This is a genomic window from Aeromonas sp. sia0103, assembly GCF_963895295.1.
GTDB lineage: Bacteria > Pseudomonadota > Gammaproteobacteria > Enterobacterales > Aeromonadaceae > Aeromonas > Aeromonas encheleia.
Map to the genome: position 1 here is coordinate 324,044 of NZ_CAWQKG010000044.1, position 26,237 is coordinate 350,280.

A 26,237-nucleotide genomic window follows, 5' to 3' on the forward strand; every position below is an offset into this window, starting at 1 on the left:
CCTTAGAAGGAGTTGAAGAGAACCTGAGTCATCTTGTCGGCCGAACTGATGGTCTTGGCGTTGGCCTGGTAGTTGCGCTGAGAGGTCATCAGGCTGACCAACTCCCCCGTCAGATCGACGTTGGATCCCTCATAGGCGCCGGCCGTCAGGGTACCCAGCGTCCCGGTGCCGGGGGCCCCCAGCACCGGCTGACCGGAGCTGAACGACTGCTGCCAGGTGGTGTTATTGGCCTGCAGCAGACCGTTGGGATTGGTGAAGCTCGCCATCACCACCTGACCCTGCAGCAGACTCTGGCCGTTGGTGAAGGTGGCGTAGACACCGCCATCGGCATCCACCCTGACCCCGGTCAGATCCCCGGCGGCATAGCCGTTGGACTGGTTGCGGGTGGCGTTGAAGTCGGAGGCATACTGGCTGACTCTGGCCAGATCCGCCTTGAGAGCGATGGGCTCTGCACCGGCGGGGGCCAGATTCAGCACCGGCGCCGTGGTCGGGATCTTCAGGGTGCCGTTGGTGTTGAACTCCATGGTCACCGGGGAACCGGTTTGGGTACCGTTGAAGGCGTAGTTGACCTGCCAGGCGTTGTCGCCCGTCTTCACAAAGTACTGGGTGACGGTGTGCTCAACGCCGAGGGAGTCATAGACCTTGCTGGACTGGGAGTAGCTGAAACTTTCGGATTTGGTGGGGTCGAACGGGTGCACAGTCTGATCGATGACGCTGGCATCCGCCTTGAGGTTGGCCACGAACTCCAAGCTGTCGGACGGCTTGGCGGGCAGGCTGCCCGCCTTGACCTGCACATCTCCCACCACACCCGACTGCAGTTCACCCGCCTCGTTGGTGGTGTAGCCCTGCAGGCGAGTCCCGTTGGCCGTGGTCAGATAGTTGTTGGCATCCCGCTGGAACATACCCGCCCGGGTGTAGGAAACCTGGCCATTGCTGTCTTTCTGTACGAAGAAGCCATTGCCGGAGATGGCCAGATCCAATCCCCGCCCCGTCCGCATCACGTCGCCGTTACGATCGAAGTTCTGAGAGACGTTGCTCATCTCGACCCCCCCGGCCTGACCACCACCGTAGATGGCGGCAAACTCGGCACGACTGGACTTGAAGCCGGCGGTACTGGCGTTGGCCACGTTGTTACTGATGACACTCAATTCCTGGTTTACGGCGCGCAGGCCACTCAATCCGATACTAAAAGACACAGTTTCGCTCCTATCTGATTACGCCGATTTACCAAACTGGACTGCGCTGAACAGCGGCACGTCCCCAACTCCGGCTACCTGCAACATGATTTCACCCGTGCCAGGCAGGCTGACCCGCTCGACCTTGCTGGCCACGTAATTCTTGGTGGTCGTGGCAACCCCGGCGAGGGAAGCCTTCACCTCGAAGCTGTACTCCCCAGCTGGCAGGGGGGGCAGCTCATAATCCAGCCCGCCAGGCTTGCTCTCACCCCAGCTCTTGGTCGCAACCAGGGTGCCGTGCTTGTCGTAAACCTTCAGCTCAACCAGATCGGCCGCACCGGTCAGCTCCACCTGCCCACGGATGGATTGTTCATCCTTCTGGCTCAGGGTCTGACTCGGCACCATTACCTCCTTGTCGATCAGCGCCGTGCTTTGCAGTACCTGCTGGGTATCCATCATGTTGATGGACTTTTGCTGCAGCACCTTGAGGCCCTCCACCCCTTCCACCATGCTGAACTGGGCCAGCTGAGTGACGTACTGGGCACCGTCGAGCGGATTGGTCGGATCCTGGTTCTGGATCTGGGCCACCATCATCTGCAGAAATTCGTTGCGTAGCTGGACACCCTGCCCTTCAGAGGGACCGTTGGCGGCGATTTCCGGGGTCGCGCTGCGCTGGCTGGCGCTGCGGGCGGTATCCAGGCTATTGACTTGAGGCAGGCTCATTTATGCCCCCTGACCCAGACGCAGCAACCCTTGCTGCATGCTGTTGATGCGATTGATCACCTCGACCGAGGTCTCGAAACCGCGGGAGGCGCTCATCATGTCCGCCATCTCCTCCACCGCATTGACGTTGGAGTAGTAGACAAACCCATCCCCGTCGGCCAGCGGGTTATTGGGCTCGAGACGCTTCTCGACCTGGCGATCCGACTGAACTATCCCCGCGATCTGCACCTGAGCGGCACCAAGCCCCTCTGCATCCTGTACCCGCTGATAGAGGGTGGAGAACACCGGTTTGATGGCACGGAAGGCGGTATTTTCGCTGCCTGCGGCGCTGTCGACGTTCGCCAGGTTGGATGCCACTGTGTCGAGGCGGACGGTTTGCGCCCGCATGGCACTGCCAGCGATGTCATAGATTCGATTGAACGACATGATTAACGGCCCTCGATCGCCTTGGCGATCCCGGTGATTTTCATATTCAAGAAGGTGAGGCTGGTCTGAAAGTCGGTGGCATTGTTGGCAAACTTGCTCTGCTCCACACTGAGCTCGGCCGTGTTGCCATCCATGGAGACCTGGTAGGGAATGCGATAGAGGGGATGCTGCATGTCGGTGCTCATGGCACCCTGGCTGATGGCATGGCCCTCATCACCCGCTGCAACTTGCTGGGCGACACGGCCGAGGATCGTCTTATAATCCACATCCCGAGCCAGGTATCCTGGGGTATCCACATTGGCCAAGTTCCCTGCCAGAATACGTGCCCGATCCGCCCGCACATCGAGAGCATAGGGGTGCACGCCAAGAGCGCTGTCAAATGAGATACTCATGCTTCATCCTTCTTATAAACCAGTCAGACCGGTGCATCCTTTATCAAGACTCATGCCAACCATGAAAACCCGTTATTTTCGCTGGCTACGGCGCCGACAGTGGCTGATAAGCCTGACAAAAGGGGAAGTGTTGTTTCCCGTATGGAAGTGGGCCAGCCTGTTGGGCATGCTCATGCTGGCACTCCCGCTGCGGGCCGCCCCCCTCTCCCTGTCGCAACAGCTGGAGGCGGGGTTGAAAGAGGACGCGACGGCGGCGCTCAACGACTATCTGCAACAGCAGGGTTGGCCCAGCCCGCAGGCCGAGTACCAGATCTGGCTCTCCCCTGCCGTCGCACACCTCCCCGCCTGCCAGCAGGCGGTGCGATTGCAGGCTGGTGGGCAGTATCGTCAGCCCTGGGGACGGCGCCCCTATCTGGTGGAATGCACAGCGCCAGCCTGGCAGTTGAGAGCCAGGGTCGAGGTCACACTGATGTTACCGGTCTGGGTCACGGCCCAGGAGATCCGGAAAGGGAGCGCCATCCAGGCCGGAGACCTGGTCGAGAAGGCACTGGATGTCAGCCGGCTGCAGCGGGGTTTCATCCCCACCAGCGAATCACTGGTGGGCAGCAAGAGCCATCGCCACCTCAGAATGGGCCAGCTGATCGGCGAGCTGGATCTGCAGAAAGCCTGGGCGGTGCAGGAAGGGGAAGGGGTGCTGATCCGGGCCGGTCAGGAGGGCTTCTCCGCCACCACTCGTGGCAAGGCACTGGAGAGTGGCGCCATAGGTGACGGGATCAGGGTGCGCAACAGCCAGTCCGGCAAGGAGATCCAGACCTGGATCATCGAGAAGGGAGAGGTCGAGACCCATTTTTGAGCCAGGAATCGAGTTTGATTTAAGTTGGGGCGCTCTTGGGTCGCCTGTCACAGATAGACCATCAGGAAATGACGTTATGAAAATCACCCGTACCGATCCGCTCTATGTCCAGACCCAGCCGCAACGCAAGCAGGATGCCGCGCCTGCTCAGTCACAACCAAGGACGAGCCATGGCGATGCCCGGATCAGCACCACGGCACAAACCATCAATCAGGCTAGGAGCCAGCTGGTCTCCACTTCGGACGTGGATATGGAGAAGGTGAACCAGATCCGGCAGGCCATCGGCGAGGGCAAGCTCGAGCTCGACATGGATGCCCTGAGCCAGGCCATCCTGGATATGCACCGCCGATGAGCATGACCCCCAAGCTGAGGGTCAAGCAGCTGATCGTCGGCATCCAGCAAGACTGTGGTCGCTACACCGATCTGCAGCAGTTGTTGAGAAACCAGCACGGTCTGCTGGCCAGCCATGATGTCGACGGGCTGACCGAGCACAATCGGCAACAGACCAAGCTGCTGGCCGACATCCAGCAACAGGCCCAGCAACGCTGCCAGCACCTGCTGGCGCTGGGACTCAAACCCGATGAGAAGGGAATGGCGACACTCATCACCAAGCTGCCCAGTCCGTTGCAACAGAGCGTCGGCGAGCAATGGCAGCGACTCGAGTTGCTGCTGCAACAATGTCGACGCCAGAACGAGCTCAATGGTCGTTTGCTGGCAGGACAGATAGAGACGATCAATACCCTGTTGGGCCAGGAGTCATCCTATGGCCAGCAGGAGCGCTTTCCCGATTGAATGCTCAGCGCCCTTGCAAGGCGCGATGACGCAGACTGGACAGCTCGTCCAGCTGACGCTGATCCCCTAGTTCCCGTTGCCGACGGGCCGCCAGTTCCCGCTTGTCCAGCAACAGCTCCAACCCCTTGACCCGACCAAACTGTTTGAGCAACTGCCCCTCATGGCGCGCCAGATCCAGACTGGCCAGGGTGGCCTGCTGCAACTGGTGTGCAAGCAGTTGGCTCAGTTGCCCCTGCATCTGCTGTTTGTTCTGCCACAGCAAGGGGTGAAAGCTGGCCGACCCCGGTTGCAGGGTCTCGATCACCTCTTGCAGCTTCCTGGCCCGTCGCTCCTCGCGTATCGCAACCTCGCGCAGGCGCTGTCGCTCCTTGCCCATGACGTCCAGCGCACCCTGTTGCAGCCCGAGGTAGGATTTCAGCATGTGGCTTCCTTAGACTCTGCCAAGCACTTGCTTGAGGCCGTTCATCACCTGCACGAAGGGGGTTTCCTCATGGATGCCCTGCTGCAGGAAGGCGGCGATGGCGGGATAGCGCTGCACCGCCTCATCCATCTGGGGATCGGCTCCCGGCTGATAGCCTCCCAGTGGCAACAGTTCACGCACCTGCTGATAACGGCCCCAGAGCTGGCGCAAGTTCACCGCCATGGCCTGCCACTCGGACGACACCACCTGCGGCATCACCCGACTCACCGAGGCCCCGATGTCGATGGCCGGATAGTGGCCCTCTTCCGCCAGTCGGCGAGTCAGCACTATGTGGCCATCCAGAATGGCTCTGGCCGCATCCACAACCGGATCCTGCTGATCATCTCCCTCTGCCAACACGGTATAGAAGGCACTCAGGCTGCCATCGGGATGAATGCCGTTGCCCGCGCGCTCGACCAGTTGAGTCAACATGCTGAAGACCGAGGGCGGATAGCCCCGGGTGGCGGGAGGCTCCCCGATCGCCAGCGCGATCTCGCGCTGGGCCTGGGCATAGCGAGTCAGGGAATCCATCAACAGCAGCACGTCCTGCCCCTGTTCACGGAAATGTTCGGCGATGCGGTGACACAGCTGGGCCGCCCGCAGTCGCATCAGGGGGGATTGGTCGGCCGGGGCGGCGATCACCACAGCGCGCGCCAGGCCTTCCGCTCCCAGGCTGTGTTCGATGAACTCCCGCACCTCCCGGCCTCGCTCACCGATGAGCCCCACCACCACGATCTGGGCTGTCGTGTTGCGGGTCATCATCCCGAGCAACATACTCTTGCCCACACCTGAACCGGCAAACAGCCCCAGCCGCTGGCCCTTGCCAACCGTCAGCAAACCATTGATGGCGCGAATACCGACATCCAGTGGCTCGCGCACGGGAGTGCGCAGCAGCGGATTGGGGGGAGAGGCAAACAGGGGAACCCGTTCCCCTGCTTCTTTCAGGGGGCGGCCATCCAGGGGTTGCAACAGACCATCGAGCACCCGCCCGAGCAGATGATCACCAACTAGGATCGTCTCTTCCCCATCGATGGGCAGCACCCGGGCACCAGCATAGAGACCGCTCATAGGCTGCAATGGCATCAGGTAAGAGACATCCCGGTTGAAACCGACCACTTCTGCCAGCAGCGACTCACCCGTCGCCGAGTCCACCCGGCAGCGCTGCCCCATCACCAGCTGACAGCCCACCACCTCCAGGGTCAGCCCGGTGACCCGCACCAAACGGCCATAACGGCGAAAGCCGGGGATATCATCCAGATTTCCCAGGGCTGAGGTCAGCGCCTGCTGCAGCTCCTCATGCATCCTGCGGCAATGCCAGACTGGCGTTGAGCTGGCCGAGACAATGATCTAGTCGCTCCGCCGTGTTGATCTCGATCACTGCGGCGCGGGTCTCGATCCTTGCGTCCCCGACCCCCAGTGTCGCATCTATCTGTAGCGGCCACTTCTCGCAGCGGGTCACCCCCTGCTCGGCCAACCGCTGACGATCCCCTGCACTGAGGTAGATGACCAGCTCTTCCACTTCGTTTGGCAGGGCCGCCAGGGCTTGCTCGACCTGACTGAGCACCTGTTGCGGATTGAGGGTAAATTCGGCCTGGATCACCCGCTTGGCAACCTGGGCGACCAGTTGGGCGATCAGCTCTTTCTGCTCCTGCATGCGGGCCCGGGTCAGGGATTCCCACTGCTGTTGCAACTTGGCGAAGGGGATCATGGCCTGATCGAATGAGGCCCTGCCCTCGGACAGTCCCTGTGCCAGGCCACGCACCTGACCCTGTTGCAGACCCTTGGTCTCCCCTTCGATCAACCCGCTGGTCAGCCCTTGCTGGTAGCCAGCCTGGTAACCTTCGGCCTGCCCCTGTTCCAGTCCTTGCTGGTAGCCATATTCGAACTGTTCCTGCTGACTCTGGGCCTCTTCCCCACTCTGCCCCAATGTGGGGAAGCGGTAGAGACGGGTGGCGCCTGCCGCCAGTTTGCGCACATGCTGACTCATGCCTGTCTCCTGTTAGCTGACCGTCGGTTCTTCGAACAGCTGGAACTCGATCTCGCCCTGCTCCACCAGCTCCCTTACCAGTTGCATCACCTCTTCCCGTGCCTGCTCCACCTTGCGCAGGGAGACGCTGCCCTGATCCTGGATCTGGGCCTCCAACGCCTGTGCCATCCGCTTCGGCATGGCGCCCAACACCACCTTGCGAAAGCCCGCCTCGGTATTTTTCAGCGCCAGGGCCAGCAGCTCGGCCGGCAGTTCCTGCACCAGACGCTGCAGGGTGTCGTCGCTCTGACGACGCAAGGCCATGAAGTCGAACATGTTCTTCTCTATCTCGAGCGCCATGTCACCGTCGTGTTCCCGCAGCAGGGAGAGCATCTGCTCCTTGTCGCCCTGATAGCGGTTCAGGATGTCGGCCACCTGCCGCACCCCGTTTACCTTGGCGCCAGATTGATCGGCCACATAGGCTAGGCAGCGATCCAGGGTCAGTCGCAGTTCCCCCAGCACGTGTTCACTGACACTGCTGAGGCTGGCGACCCGTACCAGCAGATCGTCATGCACCGAACCGGGCAAGGCATCGAGTACGGCCGACGCTGTTTGGGGAGGAAGGAAGGCGAGCAACACCGCCTGCATCTGCGGGTGTTCATTGCGGAAGAAACGGGCGAGGACATCGGCAGGCACCCACTGCAGACGCTGGATATCCTGGCTCATCACATCGCCATACAGACTGTCAAGCAGGCTGCGGGAGAGACGCTGACCCAGCGCCAGATCCAGCGTCTGTTCAAGGTACTCTCTTGAGGCGCTGCCAATACCGCTCTGCTCGCGGTATTGATTGAAGAACTGTTGCAGCGTCCACTTCGCCTCGATCGAGCTCACACCGGACAGGCCTGCCATCTTGGAGATGAGGCTCTGCACCTCATCCCGCGAGAGTTTCTGCATCACCTTGGCGGCGGCCTCGGTCCCCATGCTCAGCAGCAGGATGGCGGCTTTCTCGAGGTTGTCGATATCGATGTCGACGGCATTCTGGTTCAGATTAACGTTGCTCATTACCACTCACCCATGATCTGACCACTTCTGCCACGCGGGCCGTGTCCTTCTCCACCAGCAGTTGCAGGTGCTTGAGCTGGACTTCCAGTTCAGAACCAGGTTCCGGCAGCTCCTCCAGATCCAGCGAAGAGAACTGGGGTTCCATCTTGTGTTCGGCATGGATCAGGCCATTGCTGGCCGATCTTCCCTCCAGCAGCGCATCGGCCTCACGGCGCATGGAGAGACCGACCGTGGGTTCCTGTGCCTCATCCTGCTCCTCCGATGGCTCTGCATCGGGATATTGCTGGGTGCGTACCAGGTGTTTTACCAGCGGCCGGATACCGAAGAACACCAGCGTCAGGCCCAGCAAGCCCCCCACCAGATAGCGCAGTGAATCCTGCCAGTACGGCGTCTCCAGCCAGCTGGACTCCGGCGGAGTGATCGGGGCAGCACCGGTAAAGTCGAACACCTGCAAGCTGAACTGATCGCCACGGGTAGTATCAAACCCTACCGAGCGCTCCACCATCTGCCGGATCTGCTCCAGCTGTTCGGCATTCCAGCCCTCCTTGGGGCCACTCTGCTGATTCAACAAGACGGATACGTTCATCCGCTCGAGTCGTCCCTGCTGATAGCGGGTGTGCACTATGGTGCGGCTGTTTTCATACTGTTTGCTGATTTCCTGGCGTTCGGTGCGGGTGTCGTTCTTGGCAGGCTCGGGCGTCGCAGCATTCCCCTGAGCCGCCTGATCAGCCGGAGGCGTCGTCTCGGGCGGACGATTGGAGAGTGCTCCCGGGATGCCGAGCGCCAATGCATCTATGGTCTTGTCAGACTTGTTGGACTCCTTGGTTACCACGCCTTGCGGATCCAGCTGCTGCTGAGTCTCTTCCACCGCATTGAAGTTGACGTCTGCTGCTATCTGTACCCGGAAGTTCCCCGTGCCCAGCATGGGGTAGAGCATGTCGCTGGCACGCTGGCGGATGTATTGTTCCAGCTTGCGCACATACTCCATCTGTTGGACACTCTGCTTGCCGAAGCCTGCCCGGTCTCCCAGCTCGGCGCTCAGCAGCTGGCCGGCCTGATCCACTATGGTCACGGCCCCCGGCTTCATGCCGGAGATACTGCCCGCCACCAGATTGGCGATCGCCTCCACCTGACCAGGCTCCATGGACTGTCCAGGCTGCAGATCCAGCATCACAGACGCGCTGGGTTTCTCTTCGTCACGGCCGACAAACAGGGTTCTCTTGGGGATGGCCAGGTGCACGCGGGCACTGCGCACCGCGTCCAGCGAGATGATGGTTCTGGCCAGTTCCCCTTCCAGCGCATGCCGATAACGTGCACCTTCCATGAACTCACTGGTGCCCAGCCCGGTGACCGTATCCAGCCCTTCCAGACCGGCCGGCATGGCGGCTCTGACCCCACGAGCCGCCAGCGCCATCCGGATATGAGCCAGCTGATTTTCTGGCACCAGGATCTGGCCGGTGCTCTTCTCCAGCCGGAATGGTACCTGCTCCTTCTCCAGCATCTCCATGATGTTGGCCGTGTCGTAAAGCTCCTGCTTGCCGTAGAGGGGGACGTAGTTCTTGCTGGAGGTCCACAGGATCACCACTATGGTGCCTGCGACGATCGCGGCCAGCAGGGCAATGGTCAGAATGGATTTGTTGTCGCGGGACAGGGTGCGCCAATTGCGCAGCCCTTCCTGGACCCGAGTCATGAAAGAGCCAGGAGACTCTTGAGTGGACGATACCAGTTCAGTCATTACCAACCTCAGAGCGGCATGCGCATGATGTCATCGAAACCCGCCATCAGCTTGTTGCGCACCTGCATCAGAGCGGAAAAACTGAGACCGGCTTTCTGACTGGCCACCATGGCCCCGACCAGATCGTCACTCTGACCCGCGTCGACGGCGGTCATCAAACTGGACGCGATATTTTGCTGCTCGTTAACGCGTCCGACGACGTCGCGCATGGCGTCGCTGAACGATACAGTCGATGCATCATTCGGCTCTATGGAAGGGGTTTGATTGGCGACACGCTGCATTTCCTGCATCTGCTGCAGGAGCGTCACCTGTGATGACATGATCTCAATCTTCACTCGGTTATCCCTTAGTTTTGAATCTGCTGCTCGACATCTATGCCCTGCTCACGCATGGCAGCCAGCTTGTATCTAAGCGCCCGGGTCGTCATCCCAAGGGCCTCAGCCGTACGAGTCCGATGACCACGAAAACGACGCAAGGTCTCTAGCACGAATTGAAATTCAGCATACCGCCTCGTCTCGCTGAGCCCTTCCGGCGCGGCGAGTGTCTCCGGTAACAGGTTGTCGGCTTCGACGGTGTAATGGGGCAACATCAAATCGACGGCCTGAATATGCAATCCGCGAGCCATAATTAAGGCCCGCTGGATGACGTTATCCAGCTCGCGGACATTGCCTGGCCAGTCATAGGCGAGCAGCTGTTTACACGCGCTCTCGCTCAGACGATAGCCCTGCTGTGCGCCGTAACGCTCGATGAAGTACTCGGCCAGCGGCAGGATGTCGTCTTGCCGTTCCCGCAACGCGGGCCAGCTCATGGGCAGAACATCGAGCCGGTAGAACAGGTCTTCGCGAAACTCTCCCTGTGCCACCAGATCCCGCAGATCCCGGTTGCTGGCGGCGATGATCCTTACGTCCAGCGCGATCACCTGATGGCTGCCCAGCCGTTCCACCTCTTTCTCCTGCAGCACCCGCAGCAACTTGGCCTGCAACGCCAGTGGCAACTCGGAGATCTCATCAAGCAGCAGGGTGCCCCCCTGCGCCAATTCAAACTTGCCCTGCTGGCTGGCAATAGCTCCGGTGAAGGCGCCCTTGCTGTGCCCAAACAAGATGGACTCGAGCATGGCCTCCGGAATGGCCGCACAGTTGATGGCCACGAAGGGTTTGCCAACACGGCTGGACATCTCATGGATATAGCGAGCCAGGCGCTCCTTGCCCGTGCCCGACTCGCCGCCGATGAGGATGGTGGCCGAGGTCTTCGCGGCTCGCCTGGCGAGTTGCAGCACTTGCTGGCTCAGGGAGGAGGCCGCGATCAGGTTGGGAATGGCTTGACGCAGGCGCAGAGCTCCCCTGACCACCTCGATCATCTGTCGCGGGCTGAAAGGCTTGATGATGTAATCGATGGCGCCGGCCCGCATGGCTTCCGCCGCCAGATAGGCCTGATGCTCATTGACCATGATGATGCAGCTGGTAACGGCCAGTTGATGCATCACGGAGGGGCCCGCCTCGGTCATGGCCGCCATGTCGAGCAGGATCAGATCGACCGTGTGTTGGGAGAGAAATGTTTTCGTTTGAGGAAGGGAATCCAGGCAGGAAACACGATAGCCAGAATTCAACAATATCTCCTCAATATCGTTTCCATTTGATAACGATGGGGAGACAAATAATAGATGTGGCAGCGCTTCAATACCGAGTGATATTGAACTTTCCTTGATAGATGAATCAAAAAGCATATAAACCCGAACCTGTGATTGTACATTAATCAATCAACAGAACTGACGTGCAAAAATAAAAACGCACCACGACAAAAGCAACGCTTCTTAATGAGCGCTCGCTCTATATTAGGCATGGAAACAAGGCTGGAATCATAGCCTTGGTAACCCCGCTATCATTAGCATCAATGCTGTTAGACCGGAGGCTTTGCGTCCTGACTTTTCAGTTCAGTTTGCCTTTATCATGCGACGATCCGTATTAGGATGGCATGGCTCTGTTGTCCCTAAAGCCATGTGACACATGTAGTTTGTTATATTTTGTAATATTGTTTTATTTTTTTAACATATCGTTACGTCAAAAGCCGTCACATGATAACGGCTTTATAAGACAATTCAAGCGGATATGCGGAATAGCCTCTTCCTGCTAGCCTGCACTACTGGCAATTCAACTTCAGCCTAGAGTCCCAATAACCTCGACCCGCAAATCTTCCGGGATCTCGTTATAAGAGAGTACTTTGAGACCTTTTGAGAAAGAGCGGGCATAACGGGCGATCAGCGGTCTGAGCTGGGGCATGACCACTAATACGGGAGCATATCCCTGTTGCTGCAACTGCTCCTTCACCAGCGGCATATTTTGTTGCAATTGCGCCAATAACTGGGGATCGACCGGGAAGCTGTCCAGCTGGATTTTTCCCTGCTGCTGGGACTGATTCATCGCCGTCAACAGCATCTGCTCCAGGCGATCGTCCAGGGTGAAGGCGGCCAGGATGTCACGCGAGCCTATCGCCTGCTTGACGACCTGACGCTTCAAGGCACAACGCACATCCGACGCCAGCAGGACGGGATCCTTGGTCAGCTCGCTCGCATCCAGCAAGGTGGTCGCTATGGTGCGGATGTCGATGAGGCTGATCTGCTCCTTGAGCAACTGGCGGAAGACCCGCAACTGCTGCATCTGGGTCAGGGCCAGATTGAGTTCTTCCGCCAGGCGGGGAGACTGAATGGCCAGATATTGGCCCAGTTTGCCCACCTCATCGTGACCAAACAGCGCATCGAGCTGCTCTCTGAGCAGCTTGCTGGCATGGGTAGCGATGACGGTGGCAGAGTCGACCACCGAATAGCCCAGGTTGAGCGCCTTGGCCTTGTTGTCCGGCGAAATCCAGACCGCACTCATGCCGTAGGCCGGGTCCTGGGTGAGCTCTCCATCCAGCGTACCGTATGTTTCTCCGCTGCTGATGGCCATCAGCCGCTGGCAATCCACATTCCCCATGGCCAGGGCGATGCCGGACAGCTTGATACGATATTGATCGGGTTGCAGTTGCAAGTTGTCACGTACCCGAATTTCCGGCAGCAGGAAGCCATATTGCTCGGAGAGGGTTTTTCGAATGCCGCGAACCCGGGCGAGTAACTCGGCCCCCTTGTCCACTTCCGCCAGCGGCACCAGCCGATAGCCGAGTTCGATGGCGACGGAGTCCACCGGTGGCAGATCCTGCCAATCCAGCCCCTGGGGCTCGGGTTGCACCATCTGCCGGGTCAGTTCCTGGGCCGCGTCCAGAGCCGGATCCTTGAGCCGACGCTTGCTCACGCTCCAGCCGGTCCATGCCAGTACGGCGGCGAAGCTGAGGAAGGCCAGCATGGGCATGCCAGGTACGAGGCCCAGCACCAGCATGATGATCGCCGCCGTGTAGATGACCCGGGGCGATGCCAGGATCTGCTGGCCAACCTGATCCGACATCTCCCCTTCGTCGCTGACGCGCGTCACTATGATGGCGGCGGCAGTGGACATCAGTAGTGAGGGGATCTGGGCCACCAGGCCATCACCTATGGTGAGCAGGGCATAGATCCGGAACGCATCGGAAACCGGCAGCGAGTGCTGGAAGATACCGATGGCCAGCCCCCCCACCAGGTTGATGATGAGCACCAGCAAGCCGGCGATGGCATCGCCACGCACGAACTTGGAGGCACCGTCCATGGCGCCGTAGAAATCGGCTTCCTTGGCGATCTCTTCCCGCCGGGCCCGGGCCTGGTGCTGATCCAGGGTGCCGGCATTGAGATCGGCATCGATGGCCATCTGCTTGCCCGGCATGGCGTCCAGCGTGAAGCGGGCGGAAACCTCGGAGATCCGCTCTCCCCCCTTGGTGATCACCACGAAATTGATGATCATCAGGATCACAAAGACCACCAGACCCACCACGTAGTTGCCACCGATGACCACTTCCCCAAACGCCTGGATGACCTTACCGGCAGCCTCATTCCCCTCGTGACCATGCAGCAGCACGACCCGGGTGGAGGCAACGTTGAGGGAGAGCCGCATCAGAGTCGCGACCAGCAGCACAGTCGGGAACACGGAGAAGTCGAGCGGGCGACGAGCCGAGACCGAGACCAGCAGCACCAGCACGGCCAGTACTATGTTGAAGGTGAACAGGGCATCCAGCAGCCAACCGGGCAGGGGCAGGATCATCATCGCCAGGATCGCCAACAACATCATGGGGATCGCGGTATAGGATTGGGTCAATACACGCCAGTTCACAACTTACCTCTCAGGTTGACGTAACTCGGGCGGCACATGCAAAGGGGCAAGGGAATGGGGCTTCTTGCCCTTGCCAGCCTCATAGGCCCGTAGCTGCAATACGTGATTCAATACATAGGCGACTGCGGTGTACAGGCCCGCTGGCACTTCCTGATCCACCCTGGTGGAGTAGTAGATGGCCCGGGTCAGGTCCGGCAGGCTCATCACCATCTTGTCGTGCTGCTTAGCCACCTGGCGGATCCGCTCCGCCATGCTGTCTATCCCCTTGGCGATCACATAGGGCGCATTGGCCCGCTCGGGATCATATTTGATGGCCACAGCATAATGGGTCGGGTTCACGATGATCACATCCGCCTGCGGAACCCGCTGTTCGATACGGGCTCGCGCCAGCATGCCCTGTACCTGGCGGATCTTAGCCTTGATCTCCGGGCGCCCCTCGCTGTTCTTGTGCTCGTCCTTGACCTCCTGCTTGGTCATCTTTAACTGCTTGTTCAGGGACCAGCGTTGGTAAGGCACATCCAGCACGGCGATCAGCATCTGCACGCTGCCAAGCAAGATAAATGCCTGGGAGAGGATCCCCAGCGCCTGCTCCATGGCGGCCTGTGGTGGCATACGGTTCATCATCAAAAGCAGGGGCCACTGATGCTTGAGCAGCAGGGCCAGGGTGCCACCGATCAGCAGGATCTTGAGAATGGATTTCAGCAGCTCCATCAGGCTGTGGGAAGAGAACATCCGCTTGAGGCCTTTGAGCGGATTGAGTTTCTCACCGCTGGGCATCAACTTCTTCCAGGCTAGGACCATGCCACCCGGCACTATGCTGAGCAAAATCAGCAACAGCCCCAGAAAACCAAACAGCGGCAGCAGTACCCATAACATGCCGACCAGGGCCTCCGCCGTCCAATGGATCATCATCTGCGGATCCCGTGCCCCCTGCCAGTCGAAGCGTTGGGGGCGCTTCATCAGTTCGGCAAAGAACAGGCCAAAACTGGGCACCATCCACTGCATGACCAGCCCCCCGAGCAGCAACAGACCAGCCGAGCTCAGCTCCTTGGAACGCGCTATCTGTCCCTCTTCCCTCGCCTTGCGCCGTTTCTGGGAAGAGGCCTCTTCGGTTTTGTCCTGGGCGCTGTTCTGACTCATGCCGGTGTCAGCGCCTTGAGCTGGCTCAGCACATGGCTGACTAGATCCAGATAGCGAGCAGGCACCCCGCTGATGGAGATGGCCATGGTCAGCAGTCCCAGCAACAGGGTCATGGGGAAGCCCAGCGAGAAGATGTTCAACGAGGGGGCGGTGCGGTTCATCACCCCGAAGGTGAGATTGACCATCAGCATGGCGACCACGGCGGGCAGCGTCAGGATCAGAGCCGCCCCGATACTCCAGCCGAACAGGCCAATCACCCCTTTCACATCCAGTGAATAGACGGAGGATCCTGGCGGCCAGCTTCGCAGGCTCTGCACCAGCACATCCAGGGTCACCAGGTGACCATTCAGGCCAAGAAACAGCAGCGAGCAGAATATCAACATCAGCTGGCTGATGATGGGCGCCGTGTCGCCATTGGATGGGTCATTCATTACCGCCATCGCGAGCCCCATCTGCATGGAGAGGATCTGGCCCGCCATGGTCATGACCATGAACAGCATCTGGATGCAGAGCCCGAACAGCAATCCGAACATCAACTGCTCCAGCGTCAACACCAGCGCCCCGGCACTGAAGGGATCGAGCGCCGGCATTCCTTTCAGCATGGGGGCAATCAGCAGGCTGATGATGAAGGCTAGAAAGATGCGGACCTGAGCCGGAATACGGCCATCACCAAACACCGGCATCACCCAGAAAGCAGCCGCGATGCGGATGAAGGGCCACCACCACTGTCCCAGCCAGGCTGTCAGCTCGGTCGCACTGAGCGACAGCAGGGAGTTCATCCTATCAGTCCGGGGATCTTCTGAAACAGGTCGGCAAACAGGGTGGTGATCTGCGACAACAGCCAGTTGCCCGTGAAGATAAGCGTCATCAGGGTCACGATGAAACGGGGCAGGAAGCTGAGGGTCTGTTCCTGAATCTGGGTCGCGGCCTGGAAGATGCTGACCACCAGCCCGACGATGAGGCCTGGTACGATCAGCACCGAGACCATGACCACCACCAGATTCACGGCGCCACCGAGCAGGGCCACACTCTGTTCAGGGCTCACGTCAGCCTCCACCACCGAAACTGGCGGCCAGGGTACCGACCGTCATGGACCAGCCATCCACCAGCACGAAGACCATCAGTTTGAACGGCAACGAGATGATCAAGGGTGAGAGCATCATCATCCCCATCGCCATCAGCACGCTGGCAACCACCAGGTCGATGACCAAGAAAGGGATGAACAGCATGAAGCCTATCTGGAAGGCGGTATTCAATTCACTCAGCACAAAAGCCGGCAAGAGCACGCCGAATGGCACATCACTCTTGGCAAGGGTGGTGGGTTCCCCCGAGATACGCAGCATCTGCTCCAGATCCGGCTCCCGGGTCTGGGCCAGCATGAACTGGCGCAACGGCTTCTCCGCTCTGGCCAACCCCTCGGTCAAGGTGATCTCGTTCTGGTCATATGGCACGAAGGCATGCTGATGTATGTCAGTCCAGACCGGCCTCATGATCACCAGGGTCAGGATCAGGCTGATGCCGATCAATACCCGGTTGGGCGGGCTCTGCTGCAAGCCCATGGCCTGGCGCAGAATGGCCAGCACTATGATGATCCGGGTAAAGCTGGTCATCATCAGCAATAAGGTAGGTAATAGACCCAACAGGGTCATGAAGAAGAGGATCTGCAGCTTGATGCTGTAATCCTCACCTCCAGTGGCCCCCGGTGAGACCGAGAACAGCGTCATATCCGCCGCCCAGCTGGGCAGCGAGAACAGCAGCAGAGCAACCAGCAGGTAGCGCATCAGTCGTGCATACCGCCCAGCAGGTTGGTATCGACTACGTCGACCAAACGCAGTCCGTATTTGCCATTCACGACCACAACCTCACCCTTGGCCAGTAAACGGCCATTGACGCGTACGTCCAGCGGCTCACCCGCCAGCTTGTCAAGTTCGATGACAGCACCTTCCTCAACACGCATCAATTCACCCAGCGCTACTTCTGTGCTGGCGACTTCCAACGTCACCTTGACCGGGATCTGGTGGAAGAAGGAAAGATCGCGCTGCTTGCTGCTACTGGTGGGGGCCATGTAGTCGGCCGCACTCGGCATGCTGATATCATCACCAAACAGTTGATCCAGGCCATCCAGATCCAGCGGGTCATTCAAATTGTGTTCGTTCATGATTCGACTACTCCTCTACCACAGTTGCAACCTGATACACCAGGCTGCCTTTATGTTCAGCAATGCGTCCGTTAAAGCAGGGGCGGTTACCGATCAGTGCCGGCACGACCTCGGGCAGCTCCAGCGAGAGCACATCCCCCACCTTGAGGCACTCCAGATCGGCCAGGGTCATGGACATCTGTCCCATGACCACCCGCAGACAGACCGGAACTTGCGTCAGGGCCTGTTCCAGCTGCGCCGCTTGCACCCGGTGGCCCTTACCGATACTAAGGAGAGTTTCCTGCGGTGGCACCAGCCAGAATTGCCAATCGTGGGTACTACCACCTGCTATCAGGTTTACTTCCGCCACCCAGAGACGTGATGCCGGCACCGAATCCCGGGTAACCAGATTCAGTTGCCACGCGAGATCCCCCTGGCCAAGGCAGGCGGACCAAATGTCCATCTGGTACTGACACAGCCGCAAGAGCAAGCGTTGCTCCGTATCGGTCAGCCCTTTGCCATGCACGGCAGAGGCACCCTTATGTTGCAGGGAACCACCAAAAAACAGCACGGCCAGCCGGTAAATCACCGAAGGAGCAATGGAGAAATAGGCAATCCGCTGCGCATCGAGCGGAGTGCGGGCCTCGACCCAAATCAGGCGTTCATCCCGATCCTGTGGCTGGGCGGAGGAAAAATCCTGGTAGGTCAGATCGCAGTCCGCTGCATTGAAGAGCTGAGCCATGCAACCCGATGCCTGTAATGAGAAGGAACCCAATTGGGAGTTGAGCTGCTTGAGTCGCGCCACATTGGCTCGCTCGACGCCCAGTAGATCATAATGGGGAAGGTCTCTGCCCCGCTCAGCGGAGAGCAGTCGAGAAGGTGTGAGCATTACGCCGCTTGATGACATTACAAATCCACCTTAGCCATTTTTATCTCGCCCTAGTGCCATAGAGACACTCATCAGGCCAGCCGCGTGATCGATACAAATAGTCCAGCCGACATAGAGCGACCGAAAAGGGCGAGAACTTTATTACAAATCCCCAAAAGGTGCTATGCGGCGCTCCGCAACCCAGAAATAAAAATCCCGGCACCTGAAAGGTGCCGGGATTTTAAGGTATTCACATACCTGAATAGGCCGGAGTCGGCCTGTAAGCCGGGTTCTGTTCCGGGTTGCCCCGGTAGCAATCATTCCTCTAGGCCAGCAATCGCTCACTGGCTCAAGCAACCTACCCGCCCCCAACGCGGGCCGCGCCAATAGGGGCCTATTTGGTCTTGCTTCGGGTGGAGTTTACCGTGCCACGAACTGTTGCCAGTCGCGCGGTGCGCTCTTACCGCACCCTTTCACCCTTACCTGATCCCTTACGGGCCATCGGCGGTTTGCTCTCTGTTGCACTGGTCGTAGGCTCGCGCCTCCCAGGCGTTACCTGGCACCCTGCCCTATGAAGCCCGGACTTTCCTCCCCTCCGCCCGTCTGTCCCGAGGGACACAACGACGAAGCAGCGATTGCCCAGCCGACTCCGGGCGCGGATTATAGCCTTGTCCGCCACCCCGGGTAAACCGGCAATTGAGTTTCACCGCGATTAATAGTGCTAGAGGCTATTTTGGAAGAATGTATTCCACTTCACCCCGCAATCAAGTGCAGGCACCCAGCCCTCTGATTGGGCGAATCGACGATGGGGGTTTTCCCGACCTAGTGGTGCTCGAGACCGTACTTGTAGAGTGCATTCTTCTTCACGCCGTGGATCTCGGCGGTGAGCGCCGCCGCCTTCTTCAGCGGCAATTCGGCCACCAGCAGACCCAGGGTACGGAGCGCCTCGGCTGGCAACTCTTCGTCTAGCTTGCTGGCACCGGCCACCACCAGCACGATTTCGCCGCGGCAGCGGTTATCGTCCTGGCCGAGCCAGGTGAGCATCTCGGAGGCGGGCAGACCATGGATGGATTCGAAGGTCTTGGTCAGCTCGCGGCACACCACCACCTGACGCTCCCCCAGGATGCGAGCGATCGCTTCCACCGTATCCTGCACCCGGCGTGGCGATTCGTAGAACACCAGGGAGCGGGTATCTTCGATGATGGCCTGCAGCCTGTCGTCACGCCCCTTGGCCTTGGCCGGCAGGAATCCTTCGAAGGCGAAGCGGTCGGTGGGCAGTCCGGCGGCAGAGAGCGCTGTGATGGCGGCGCAGGGGCCCGGCAGCGGCACCACCTTGACCCCGGCCTCGCGACAGCGGGTGACCAAGTGATAACCGGGGTCGCTGATGAGCGGGGTGCCCGCATCCGACACCAGGGCCACGCTCTTGCCTTCCTTGATCCGGCCGATCAGCACATCGGCCTTCTGCTGCTCGTTGTGATCGTGCAGGGCGAAGGTCGGAACCGAGATCTGGTAGTGGCTGAGCAGGATACCGGTATGACGCGTATCCTCGGCGGCCACCAGATCGACGCTGCGTAAAATGTTCAATGCACGCTGGGTGATATCCGCCAAATTACCGATGGGAGTGGGGACTATATACAGGGTTGGGATGTCACTCATGGGATCTCCGAGTGTCCCGACAATTGTGTCGCCATATTGGCCCGTTTACACTATGGAGAACTTCAACACTGGTCGGGGAATGAACTTGAACCGGGTTACAAAGCAGCTAAGTGTATCACGACTCTTCGGCATCCTACTCGCGGCAGTACTGCTGACCGCCTGTGCGTCGGAGCCCAACCCATCTTCCGGACAGCCAGGCATGCCGTCGGCTTTCTCGGATCTGACCAAAAATGCCCAGTGGTATCTGGAGCAGGTGGATCCCGCCAAACCGGCCGAGGCCTTCAGCTGGCAGGTGATGGCGGCCCGCAGCTACCTGGCGCTGGGCCAAGCCAAACCGGCTGCCGCCCTGTATCAGCAACTGCAGAAACAGGCCAAGAGCCCGGAGCAGCAGGCGCAACTGCAACTGTTGCAGGCACATCTGTTGCTGGCGCAGGGCAACGCCAATCAGGCCTTGATCCTGCTGGAAGGCAAGCCTGAGGTGGCGCTCGATGCCGATACCCAGAAGGATTGGTATCGCCAGCGCGTGGTGCTGCAGCTGGACATCAACAACAAGTTTGGTGCCGCCAAGTCGCTGATCCTGCTGGAGCCCTATCTGGCCCAGAATGAGCTGGCGACCAACCACCAGCAGATCTGGTCCATGCTCAAGAGCATGACCCCCTCCACCCTGCAGGCGCTGGAAGAGGCTCCGGCCCCCGACGTGACCACCGGCTGGCTGCGGCTGGCAGCGCTGGTGAACGAGTTCGGGGCCCAGCCCAGTCAGCTCGCCCGCCAGCTGGCGGGCTGGAAGCAGGCATTCCCGAACCACCCGGCCCAGACCGACATGCCGGCAGGGCTTGGGGATCTGGCCACCGGCGACGTCGGCTCGCTGCAGCAGGTCGCCGTCTTCCTGCCCCTCTCCGGTAATCTGGAGGCTCAGGGGGCGGCCATCCGCAACGGCATGCTGATGTCCTACAAGGAGAACCAGGGTCAATTCACCCTGAACTTCTACGACACCCAGAGCAAGGCGATGGGAGAGCTCTACAAGCAGGCGATCCAGGAGGGGGCCAACATGATCATTGGCCCGCTGCTCAAGGACAGGGTCGCGGAGCTGCTCAAGGCCAACCCGGCCGTGCCGGTGCTGGCCCTCAATGAGCTGGACAAGCCGATCGTCAACGACAACACCTACTACTTCTCCCTCTCCGCCGCCGCTGACGCGTCTCAGGCTGCCCAGTACCTCTATGGTCAGGGCTACCGCAAGCCGCTGCTGATCGCGGCCCAAGGCCGGATTGGCTACAGCAGCATCAAGGCGTTCGAGCAGGCCTGGGCCGGCGTGAGCCAGGAGAAGCCCGTGGTCGCCACCTTCGGGGCGCGCAACGAAGTACAGGGCATGGTCAAGAATGCTCTGAGCGGTCGATCCAGCGCCCGGGCAGGGGAAATCGTCCAGCTCTCCGATGCGGCCCCCCGCAGCATCGATGCGGTCTATGTGGTGGCCAACAGCCTGGAGACCCGGATGATCAAGCCCTATGTGGACATCTCGGTCGAGCCCATGGGCAGCCTGCCGATCTACAGCAGCTCCAGAGGTTACGACAGCGCCGCGACCGAGGTGGCGTCCGAGCTCAACGGTATGCACATCTCCGACATGCCACTGCTGCTGGGCGGCTACGAGAAACAGCGGGAACAGATTGCCCTGCTCTGGCCACAGACCCAGGGTGACCTGCTACGACTGTTCGCCCTCGGCTACGATGCGGTCAGCCTGGCTGACAACCTGCAGCAGATGCGCAGGGTCAATGCCATGCAGCAGCCTGGCATGAGCGGGCAGCTGAGCGTGGATCCCCAGGGCAACATAGTGCGCATGCTGGATTGGGCCGTCTACCAGAACGGCAAGCTGGTCGGCGATAGCGCCGTGCCCCAGCTCGAGGAGAGCTCCCATGAAGAGGCTACTGGCACAACTGCACCAGCAGTGGTTGAACCTGTTGCCGTCGGCGGCGACGAGCAAGGGACAGCACTTTGAGCGAGTAGCGGAACGCTGGTTGCAGGCCCAGGGCCTGCAACCCGTGACCCGCAACTACCGCTGCCGGGGTGGTGAAATAGATCTGATCATGCGCCAGGGGGATACCCTGGTGTTTGTCGAGGTCAGATACCGCGCTCACGCCAGCCATGGCGGAGCCGCCGGCTCGGTCACCCGACGCAAACAGCACAAGATCGTGCTGGCCGCGCGCCACTATTTCAAGCAACATGCCATCAACGAGGCCGGCCAGGCCTGCCGATTCGATGTGATCGCGTTCGAGGGCGACCAGCCAGACTGGATCCAGGACGCATTTTAAGAGGACCCCATGACTGATCCCATCAAAGAGAATTACACCGAAAGCATCCAGACCAAGATAGCCGCCGCCGAGGCCCTGCCGGATGCCATCCATACCGCAGCCCAGATGCTGACCATCTGTCTGCTCAATGGGCACAAGGTGATGGCATGCGGCAATGGTCCTTCCGCCGCGCTGGCGCAGCTGTTCATCTCCGAGCTGGTGAACTGCTACGAGACCGAGCGCCCCTCCCTGCCCGGGATGGCGCTGACCCCCGACATGGCCACCATCAGCGCCATCGCCACCGATCATGGCTTCGAAGAGGTCTATGCCAAGCAGATCCGTGCCCTGGGTCAGCCCGGCGATATCCTGGTGGTCATCACCACCACCGGCAACAGCCGTAGCCTGATCAAGGCAGCGGAGGCGGCCCTCTCCCGCGATATGACGATCATCGTGCTCGGCGGCGGTGACGGTGGCGAGATCGCCGGTCTGCTCGGTCCCAACGATGTGGAGATCCGGGTGCCATCCGCCCGCCGTCCTCGCATTCTGGAAGTGAACCTGTTGACCCTGCACTGCCTCTGTGATCTCATCGACCAGACTCTTTTCCCTCAACAGGAAGATTGAAACCATGAACAAGCGTTTTCTCGTACTCGGCCTGCTGGCCGGCTCCCTGCTGCTGCAGGGCTGTGCCGCCCTCGTGGTGGGTGGCGCGGCAGGCACCGCCAAGGCGACGGGCGATCGTCGCACCCTGGGAGCCCAGTGGGACGATCAGACCATAGAGCTGAAGGCTGCCAACCTGCTGGCCGACAACAAGCAGCTGAACAGCGCCAGCAAGATTAGCGTCTACAGCAACAACGGCCGTGTGCTGATCGTCGGTCAGACGCCTTCTGACGCCTACAAGCAGGAGGCGGGCAAGATAGTGGGACGGATCGAAGGGGTGCGCCACGTCTACAACGAGTTGCGTCTCGGCAAGCCGGTGAGCATAGGGGTGCGTAGCAACGATTCCTGGATCACCTCCAAGGTGCGGGCCGACATGCTGGCGGCCAAGGACTTTGACAGCACCAAGGTCAAGGTGGTGACCGAGAATAGCGAGGTGTTCCTGATTGGCCTGGTGACCCGCAAGGAAGGGGATCAGGCGGTCGAGATCGCCCGCCACGTCAGCGGCGTGAAGCAGGTCATCAAGGCATTCGAGTTTGCCCAGAACTGAGCGGCTAACAACCCGCAATAAAAAACGCAGCCAACTGGCTGCGTTTTTTATTTAATGACTTTCAGGGTCGGACGTCCGCTTGGGCGCGGTGGTTCCGGCTCAGGCTCTGCCTGTGCCTCGGCCTGCTCCAGCCAGAGATCATAGCCAGGCTCCGGCGGGAACAGGGTTCCCACCCCGTTCTCCCGGGCATGGATGGCCAAAATGGCCGCCATGGGGATGTAGACCTGCTGCGACACGCCGCCGAAGCGGGCGCTGAAGCTGACGGCCTCATTGTCCATGTGGAACTGCCCCACGGCCCGTGGCGCTATGTTCAGGACGATCTGGCCATCCTGTACAAACTGCATCGGCACCATCACGTGAGGGACGTTGACGTTGACCACCAGATGCGGTGTCAGTTCGTTATCCAGCAGCCAGTCGAAGAACGCCCGCAACAGATACGGGCGACTGGGGGTCATGGTAGGTTCCATACTCATACGCTGGCACGGATCTCACGCTCGGCCTCGGTCAGGGAAGCCTGGAAGGATTCGCGCTCGAACAGACGTATCATGTAGGCCTTCAGTTCTTTGGCGCCACGACCGGCGAAGTCGATGCCCAGGCTCGGCAAGCGCCACAGCAGGGGTGCCATGTAGCAGTCGACCAGACCGAATTCTTCGCTCATGAAGTAAGGCATCTCGCCGAAGATCGGGGCGATGGCCAGCAGGTTGTCACGCAGCTCCGCACGGGCGGCTTCGGCATCGGTGCCCGCCATGATCTTGTCGGCCAGCGAATACCAGTCCAGCTCGATGCGGTGCATCATCAGACGGCTGTTGCCACGGGCCACCGGATAGACCGGCATCAGCGGCGGGTGCGGGAAGCGCTCGTCCAGATATTCCATGATGATGCGCGAGGTGTACAACGCCAGCTCACGATCCACCAGGGTCGGTACAGTGTTGTACGGGTTCAGCTCGGCCAGCTCATCCGGCAGGTTGCTCGGATCAACCTGGCAGATATCCACGCTAACACCCTTCTCCGCCAGGACAATACGCACCTGATGGCTGAACATATCGTTGGCACCGGAAAACAGCGTCATTACCGAACGCTTATTGGCAGCTACAGCCATTGAACCCTCCCGTCATTAAAAAGCAGAAACGGCAATGAAGCATTTCGAACCTCATTGCCGTGCGTCATATTACTCTGATCTGGTCGCTTAGTGAACGTCGCGCCAGAATTCCTTCTTCAACAGCACAGTGAAGATGAAGAAGATAACGATGAATCCGAGCACCCAGAAGCCCATGCGTTCGCGCTCCTGCTGTACCGGCTCAGCCGAGTAGACCAAGAAGTTTACCAGATCCAGTACCGTCTGATCATACTCTTCGTTATTCATTTCACCGTTGCCGTCAGATTTGATGCTGACGACTCGCTGCACCGCCTGTCCATCGACCTCGTGGGAGCCGAATTCGGCACGGGGGGTTCCCTGCAGCGGCTCCAGCACATGGGGCATGCCCACGGACGGGAAGACCGCATTGTTCACCCCGAACGGCCGGGTCTCATCCACGTAGAAGGCGCGCAGATAGGTGTAGATCCAGTTCGCCCCACGCACCCGCGCCACCAGGGTCAGATCCGGCGGTGGCGCCCCGAACCAGCGCGCAGCATCCTTCTCGGACATGGCGCTCTTCATCAGATCACCGATCTTGGCGCCGGTGAAGACCAGGTTCTCCCGCATCAGCTCTTCCGGAATACCGATATCGGTGGCCACCCGGTTGTAGCGCTGATATTGAGTGGAGTGGCAACCCGCACAGTAGTTCATGAAGGTGGTGGCCCCACGCTGCAGGGACGCCTTGTCGCTCAGGTTGTACTCGGCCTTGTCGAGCGGGAAACCGCTGCCTGACGCCAGCACCAGGCTGGGCAGCAGGGCCAGCACTGCAAAAATGATTCTTTTCATTTGAATGTCACCCTCTCCGGCAGCGGCTTGGTGTTTTCATTCTTGCTGTAGAAGAACAACAGGACGAAGAACCCGAAATACCCCAGTGAGCAGATCTGTGCGAGCAGGGTCAGCGTCGGAGTCGATGGCAAGACGCCAAGCACACCCAGGATGACGAAGCAGACCACGAACTGGGCGATGTTCAGCTTGTGCAGGGTGCTGCGATAGCGCACCGAGCGCACCTTGCAGCGATCCAGCCAAGGCAGCAGGAACAGCACTACGATGGAGAGTCCCATCATGATGACCCCCAGCAGCTTGTCAGGCACCGCCCGCAAGATGGCGTAGAAGGGGGTGAAGTACCAGACCGGGGCTATGTGCTCCGGGGTCTTCAGACCATTCGCCACTTCGAAGTTCGGCTTCTCGAGGAAGTAGCCCCACATGTCCGGCTTGAAGAAGATGATGGCGCAGAACAGGAACAGGAAGCCCGCCACCCCGATCATGTCCTTGACGGTGAAGTAAGGGTGGAACGCCACCGCATCCAGCGGCCAGCCTTTCTCGTCCTTGTGCTTCTTGATGTCGATGCCGTCCGGGTTGTTGGAACCCACCTCGTGCAACGCCAGTATGTGCATGGCCACCAGCATCACCAACACCAGCGGCAGCGCGATGACATGCAGCGCGAAGAAGCGGTTCAGGGTCGCGCCAGAGATGACATAGTCACCGCGGATCCACAGGGTCAGATCGTCACCTATGACAGGGATGGCACCAAACAGCGAGATGATGACCTGGGCTCCCCAGAATGACATCTGTCCCCAGGGCAGCAGGTAGCCCATGAAGGCTTCCGCCATCAGCACCAGGAAGATCAGCATGCCGAAGATCCACAGCAGCTCGCGCGGCTTCTGGTAGGAGCCGTAGATCATGCCGCGGAACATGTGCAGATAAACCACCACGAAGAAGGCCGAGGCGCCGGTGGAGTGCATGTAGCGCAGCAACCAGCCGTAATCCACATCCCGCATGATGTATTCCACGGAGGCAAAGGCGCCCTCCGCCGACGGGTTGTAGTTCATGGTCAGCCAGATGCCTGTGATGATCTGGTTGACCAGCACCAACATGGCAAGCGAGCCGAAGAAATACCAGAAGTTCAGGTTCTTGGGGGCCGGGTACTTGGCCATGTGGTCGTTGTACATGGCGGTGAGCGGGAAACGATCGTCGATCCAGCCCATGAGTTTGGCAAACATGG

At 59.9% G+C, this 26,237-nt stretch carries 30 protein-coding genes, 1 other RNA gene and 1 riboswitch; of the genes, 7 read left to right on the forward strand and 24 right to left on the reverse strand.

Annotated features, from left to right (window positions below):
* Nucleotides 1–2: 2 nt before the first annotated feature.
* From flgEL to lfgB, 4 genes are read right to left on the reverse strand one after another with little or no spacing between them, the layout of a single operon-like run.
* A complete protein-coding gene (gene flgEL / locus AACW18_RS15530) occupies nt 3–1,196 on the reverse strand; it encodes a lateral flagellar hook protein FlgEL (protein WP_042653248.1) in 1,194 nt (397 codons plus the stop codon).
* A gap of 18 nt (nt 1,197–1,214) precedes the next feature.
* Nucleotides 1,215–1,898, reverse strand: coding sequence for a flagellar hook assembly protein FlgD (locus AACW18_RS15535; protein ID WP_042653249.1), 684 nt, complete (start codon nt 1,896–1,898; stop codon nt 1,215–1,217).
* Complete coding sequence (gene flgCL / locus AACW18_RS15540) at nt 1,899–2,324, reverse strand: lateral flagellar basal body rod protein FlgCL (protein WP_218389164.1); 426 nt, start codon at nt 2,322–2,324, stop codon at nt 1,899–1,901.
* A gap of 2 nt (nt 2,325–2,326) precedes the next feature.
* Entirely contained in the window at nt 2,327–2,716 is a 390-nt protein-coding gene (gene lfgB, locus AACW18_RS15545; protein ID WP_042653251.1) for a lateral flagellar basal body rod protein LfgB, read from the reverse strand.
* 127 nt (nt 2,717–2,843) lie between these two features.
* Here lfgB and lfgA point away from each other — a divergent pair, with 127 nt between their 5' ends.
* From lfgA to lfgN, 3 genes are all read left to right on the forward strand, one after another.
* Nucleotides 2,844–3,569: a lateral flagellar basal body P-ring formation protein LfgA gene (lfgA, locus tag AACW18_RS15550; protein WP_339381552.1), complete on the forward strand. Its 726-nt coding sequence runs from the start codon at nt 2,844–2,846 to the stop codon at nt 3,567–3,569.
* Between the two features lie 76 nt (nt 3,570–3,645).
* Nucleotides 3,646–3,921, forward strand: coding sequence for a flagellar biosynthesis anti-sigma factor FlgM (gene flgM, locus AACW18_RS15555; protein ID WP_042653253.1), 276 nt, complete (start codon nt 3,646–3,648; stop codon nt 3,919–3,921).
* On the forward strand, nt 3,918–4,361 hold the full coding sequence (lfgN, locus tag AACW18_RS15560; RefSeq protein WP_042653254.1) for a lateral flagellar protein LfgN: 444 nt from the start codon (nt 3,918–3,920) through the stop codon (nt 4,359–4,361). The genes flgM and lfgN overlap by 4 nt, the downstream gene beginning before the upstream one ends.
* Before the next feature lie 4 nt (nt 4,362–4,365).
* Here lfgN and lfiJ read toward each other — a convergent pair whose 3' ends face one another.
* The 16 genes from lfiJ to rsmI all read right to left on the reverse strand — a co-directional run bounded on the left by lfiJ (nt 4,366) and on the right by rsmI (nt 19,614).
* A complete protein-coding gene (gene lfiJ, locus AACW18_RS15565; protein ID WP_042653255.1) occupies nt 4,366–4,782 on the reverse strand; it encodes a lateral flagellar protein LfiJ in 417 nt (138 codons plus the stop codon).
* A 9-nt stretch (nt 4,783–4,791) separates the two neighbouring features.
* The gene (lfiI, locus tag AACW18_RS15570) at nt 4,792–6,123 is read right to left on the reverse strand and encodes a lateral flagellar FliI-like assembly ATPase LfiI (protein WP_218389166.1); all 1,332 of its coding nucleotides are present in this window, start codon (nt 6,121–6,123) and stop codon (nt 4,792–4,794) included.
* Nucleotides 6,116–6,808 carry a lateral flagellar assembly protein FliH gene (gene lfiH / locus AACW18_RS15575; protein WP_218389167.1) on the reverse strand — a complete coding sequence of 231 codons (693 nt, stop codon included), beginning with the start codon at nt 6,806–6,808 and terminating at the stop codon, nt 6,116–6,118. The genes lfiI and lfiH overlap by 8 nt, the downstream gene beginning before the upstream one ends.
* A 12-nt stretch (nt 6,809–6,820) precedes the next feature.
* Entirely contained in the window at nt 6,821–7,849 is a 1,029-nt protein-coding gene (gene fliGL / locus AACW18_RS15580) for a lateral flagellar motor switch protein FliGL (protein ID WP_042653258.1), read from the reverse strand.
* The gene (fliFL, locus tag AACW18_RS15585) at nt 7,836–9,584 is read right to left on the reverse strand and encodes a lateral flagellar M-ring protein FliFL (RefSeq protein WP_371317040.1); all 1,749 of its coding nucleotides are present in this window, start codon (nt 9,582–9,584) and stop codon (nt 7,836–7,838) included. Before fliFL ends, fliGL begins: the two co-directional genes overlap by 14 nt.
* Nucleotides 9,585–9,592: 8 nt before the next feature.
* Entirely contained in the window at nt 9,593–9,919 is a 327-nt protein-coding gene (gene lfiE / locus AACW18_RS15590) for a lateral flagellar hook-basal body complex protein LfiE (protein WP_084228327.1), read from the reverse strand.
* A gap of 11 nt (nt 9,920–9,930) precedes the next feature.
* Entirely contained in the window at nt 9,931–11,193 is a 1,263-nt protein-coding gene (gene lafK, locus AACW18_RS15595; RefSeq protein WP_269471676.1) for a lateral flagellar response regulator transcription factor LafK, read from the reverse strand.
* Nucleotides 11,194–11,446: 253 nt separating this feature from the next.
* A riboswitch (cyclic di-GMP riboswitch) is annotated at nt 11,447–11,534 on the reverse strand.
* A gap of 203 nt (nt 11,535–11,737) precedes the next feature.
* On the reverse strand, nt 11,738–13,813 hold the full coding sequence (gene lfhA, locus AACW18_RS15600; RefSeq protein WP_218389168.1) for a lateral flagellar biosynthesis protein LfhA: 2,076 nt from the start codon (nt 13,811–13,813) through the stop codon (nt 11,738–11,740).
* Between the two features lie 3 nt (nt 13,814–13,816).
* Nucleotides 13,817–14,953, reverse strand: a complete 1,137-nt coding sequence (gene flhB, locus AACW18_RS15605; RefSeq protein ID WP_218389169.1) for a flagellar biosynthesis protein FlhB — start codon at nt 14,951–14,953, stop codon at nt 13,817–13,819.
* Nucleotides 14,950–15,732 (reverse strand): lateral flagellar biosynthetic protein LfiR, encoded by a 783-nt coding sequence (gene lfiR / locus AACW18_RS15610; RefSeq protein ID WP_218389170.1) that lies wholly within the window; start codon nt 15,730–15,732, stop codon nt 14,950–14,952. Before lfiR ends, flhB begins: the two co-directional genes overlap by 4 nt.
* Nucleotides 15,729–15,998: a flagellar biosynthesis protein FliQ gene (fliQ, locus tag AACW18_RS15615; RefSeq protein ID WP_042653263.1), complete on the reverse strand. Its 270-nt coding sequence runs from the start codon at nt 15,996–15,998 to the stop codon at nt 15,729–15,731. Before fliQ ends, lfiR begins: the two co-directional genes overlap by 4 nt.
* Nucleotide 15,999: 1 nt before the next feature.
* Nucleotides 16,000–16,734 carry a flagellar type III secretion system pore protein FliP gene (gene fliP / locus AACW18_RS15620; RefSeq protein ID WP_042653264.1) on the reverse strand — a complete coding sequence of 245 codons (735 nt, stop codon included), beginning with the start codon at nt 16,732–16,734 and terminating at the stop codon, nt 16,000–16,002.
* Complete coding sequence (gene lfiN, locus AACW18_RS15625) at nt 16,734–17,111, reverse strand: lateral flagellar motor switch protein LfiN (protein WP_042653265.1); 378 nt, start codon at nt 17,109–17,111, stop codon at nt 16,734–16,736. The genes fliP and lfiN overlap by 1 nt, the downstream gene beginning before the upstream one ends.
* 7 nt (nt 17,112–17,118) lie before the next feature.
* Nucleotides 17,119–17,997, reverse strand: coding sequence for a lateral flagellar motor switch protein LfiM (gene lfiM / locus AACW18_RS15630; RefSeq protein WP_218389171.1), 879 nt, complete (start codon nt 17,995–17,997; stop codon nt 17,119–17,121).
* Between the two features lie 226 nt (nt 17,998–18,223).
* An RNA gene (gene rnpB, locus AACW18_RS15635) (RNase P RNA component class A) lies at nt 18,224–18,609 on the reverse strand.
* A gap of 171 nt (nt 18,610–18,780) precedes the next feature.
* The gene (gene rsmI / locus AACW18_RS15640) at nt 18,781–19,614 is read right to left on the reverse strand and encodes a 16S rRNA (cytidine(1402)-2'-O)-methyltransferase (RefSeq protein ID WP_218389172.1); all 834 of its coding nucleotides are present in this window, start codon (nt 19,612–19,614) and stop codon (nt 18,781–18,783) included.
* A 199-nt stretch (nt 19,615–19,813) separates the two neighbouring features.
* Between rsmI and AACW18_RS15645 the strand changes: the two genes are divergently transcribed.
* The 4 genes from AACW18_RS15645 to dolP are packed head-to-tail and all read left to right on the forward strand — an operon-like array spanning nt 19,814 to nt 23,100.
* Nucleotides 19,814–21,604: a penicillin-binding protein activator gene (locus AACW18_RS15645; RefSeq protein ID WP_256351900.1), complete on the forward strand. Its 1,791-nt coding sequence runs from the start codon at nt 19,814–19,816 to the stop codon at nt 21,602–21,604.
* Nucleotides 21,522–21,917, forward strand: a complete 396-nt coding sequence (locus AACW18_RS15650) for a YraN family protein (RefSeq protein ID WP_218291510.1) — start codon at nt 21,522–21,524, stop codon at nt 21,915–21,917. The genes AACW18_RS15645 and AACW18_RS15650 overlap by 83 nt, the downstream gene beginning before the upstream one ends.
* Before the next feature lie 9 nt (nt 21,918–21,926).
* On the forward strand, nt 21,927–22,517 hold the full coding sequence (locus AACW18_RS15655) for a D-sedoheptulose-7-phosphate isomerase (protein ID WP_042653268.1): 591 nt from the start codon (nt 21,927–21,929) through the stop codon (nt 22,515–22,517).
* 4 nt (nt 22,518–22,521) lie between these two features.
* Nucleotides 22,522–23,100, forward strand: a complete 579-nt coding sequence (dolP, locus tag AACW18_RS15660; protein WP_218291509.1) for a division/outer membrane stress-associated lipid-binding lipoprotein — start codon at nt 22,522–22,524, stop codon at nt 23,098–23,100.
* 47 nt (nt 23,101–23,147) lie between these two features.
* Here dolP and AACW18_RS15665 read toward each other — a convergent pair whose 3' ends face one another.
* The 4 genes from AACW18_RS15665 to AACW18_RS15680 all read right to left on the reverse strand — a co-directional run bounded on the left by AACW18_RS15665 (nt 23,148) and on the right by AACW18_RS15680 (nt 26,235).
* Nucleotides 23,148–23,573, reverse strand: a complete 426-nt coding sequence (locus tag AACW18_RS15665) for a ClpXP protease specificity-enhancing factor (protein ID WP_042653270.1) — start codon at nt 23,571–23,573, stop codon at nt 23,148–23,150.
* Nucleotides 23,570–24,199 (reverse strand): stringent starvation protein SspA, encoded by a 630-nt coding sequence (sspA, locus tag AACW18_RS15670; protein WP_218389174.1) that lies wholly within the window; start codon nt 24,197–24,199, stop codon nt 23,570–23,572. The genes AACW18_RS15665 and sspA overlap by 4 nt, the downstream gene beginning before the upstream one ends.
* An 87-nt stretch (nt 24,200–24,286) precedes the next feature.
* Nucleotides 24,287–25,021: a cytochrome c1 gene (locus tag AACW18_RS15675; protein WP_218329466.1), complete on the reverse strand. Its 735-nt coding sequence runs from the start codon at nt 25,019–25,021 to the stop codon at nt 24,287–24,289.
* The gene (locus tag AACW18_RS15680; RefSeq protein ID WP_042653273.1) at nt 25,018–26,235 is read right to left on the reverse strand and encodes a cytochrome b; all 1,218 of its coding nucleotides are present in this window, start codon (nt 26,233–26,235) and stop codon (nt 25,018–25,020) included. Before AACW18_RS15680 ends, AACW18_RS15675 begins: the two co-directional genes overlap by 4 nt.
* Nucleotides 26,236–26,237 lie beyond the last annotated feature (2 nt).

Excerpts from the sequence above, each read along its gene's own strand:
- fliFL (WP_371317040.1), bottom strand. The coding sequence starts at position 9,584 with ATGACTGAACTGGTATCGTCCACTCAAGAGTCTCCTGGCTCTTTCATG.
- sspA (WP_218389174.1), bottom strand. The coding sequence starts at position 24,199 with ATGGCTGTAGCTGCCAATAAGCGTTCGGTAATGACGCTGTTTTCCGGT.
- lfiN (WP_042653265.1), bottom strand. The coding sequence starts at position 17,111 with ATGAACGAACACAATTTGAATGACCCGCTGGATCTGGATGGCCTGGAT.
- flhB (WP_218389169.1), bottom strand. The coding sequence starts at position 14,953 with ATGAGTCAGAACAGCGCCCAGGACAAAACCGAAGAGGCCTCTTCCCAG.
- AACW18_RS15645 (WP_256351900.1), top strand. The coding sequence starts at position 19,814 with ATGCCGTCGGCTTTCTCGGATCTGACCAAAAATGCCCAGTGGTATCTG.
- AACW18_RS15650 (WP_218291510.1), top strand. The coding sequence starts at position 21,522 with ATGAAGAGGCTACTGGCACAACTGCACCAGCAGTGGTTGAACCTGTTG.
- fliP (WP_042653264.1), bottom strand. The coding sequence starts at position 16,734 with ATGCGCTACCTGCTGGTTGCTCTGCTGCTGTTCTCGCTGCCCAGCTGG.
- lfiH (WP_218389167.1), bottom strand. The coding sequence starts at position 6,808 with ATGAGTCAGCATGTGCGCAAACTGGCGGCAGGCGCCACCCGTCTCTAC.
- lfiM (WP_218389171.1), bottom strand. The coding sequence starts at position 17,997 with ATGTCATCAAGCGGCGTAATGCTCACACCTTCTCGACTGCTCTCCGCT.
- lfiI (WP_218389166.1), bottom strand. The coding sequence starts at position 6,123 with ATGCATGAGGAGCTGCAGCAGGCGCTGACCTCAGCCCTGGGAAATCTG.
- AACW18_RS15665 (WP_042653270.1), bottom strand. The coding sequence starts at position 23,573 with ATGAGTATGGAACCTACCATGACCCCCAGTCGCCCGTATCTGTTGCGG.
- lfgB (WP_042653251.1), bottom strand. The coding sequence starts at position 2,716 with ATGAGTATCTCATTTGACAGCGCTCTTGGCGTGCACCCCTATGCTCTC.
- lfiJ (WP_042653255.1), bottom strand. The coding sequence starts at position 4,782 with ATGCTGAAATCCTACCTCGGGCTGCAACAGGGTGCGCTGGACGTCATG.
- flgM (WP_042653253.1), top strand. The coding sequence starts at position 3,646 with ATGAAAATCACCCGTACCGATCCGCTCTATGTCCAGACCCAGCCGCAA.
- flgCL (WP_218389164.1), bottom strand. The coding sequence starts at position 2,324 with ATGTCGTTCAATCGAATCTATGACATCGCTGGCAGTGCCATGCGGGCG.
- dolP (WP_218291509.1), top strand. The coding sequence starts at position 22,522 with ATGAACAAGCGTTTTCTCGTACTCGGCCTGCTGGCCGGCTCCCTGCTG.
- AACW18_RS15680 (WP_042653273.1), bottom strand. The coding sequence starts at position 26,235 with ATGTTTGCCAAACTCATGGGCTGGATCGACGATCGTTTCCCGCTCACC.
- AACW18_RS15655 (WP_042653268.1), top strand. The coding sequence starts at position 21,927 with ATGACTGATCCCATCAAAGAGAATTACACCGAAAGCATCCAGACCAAG.
- AACW18_RS15535 (WP_042653249.1), bottom strand. The coding sequence starts at position 1,898 with ATGAGCCTGCCTCAAGTCAATAGCCTGGATACCGCCCGCAGCGCCAGC.
- fliGL (WP_042653258.1), bottom strand. The coding sequence starts at position 7,849 with ATGAGCAACGTTAATCTGAACCAGAATGCCGTCGACATCGATATCGAC.
- AACW18_RS15675 (WP_218329466.1), bottom strand. The coding sequence starts at position 25,021 with ATGAAAAGAATCATTTTTGCAGTGCTGGCCCTGCTGCCCAGCCTGGTG.
- rsmI (WP_218389172.1), bottom strand. The coding sequence starts at position 19,614 with ATGAGTGACATCCCAACCCTGTATATAGTCCCCACTCCCATCGGTAAT.
- lfgN (WP_042653254.1), top strand. The coding sequence starts at position 3,918 with ATGAGCATGACCCCCAAGCTGAGGGTCAAGCAGCTGATCGTCGGCATC.
- lfiR (WP_218389170.1), bottom strand. The coding sequence starts at position 15,732 with ATGAACTCCCTGCTGTCGCTCAGTGCGACCGAGCTGACAGCCTGGCTG.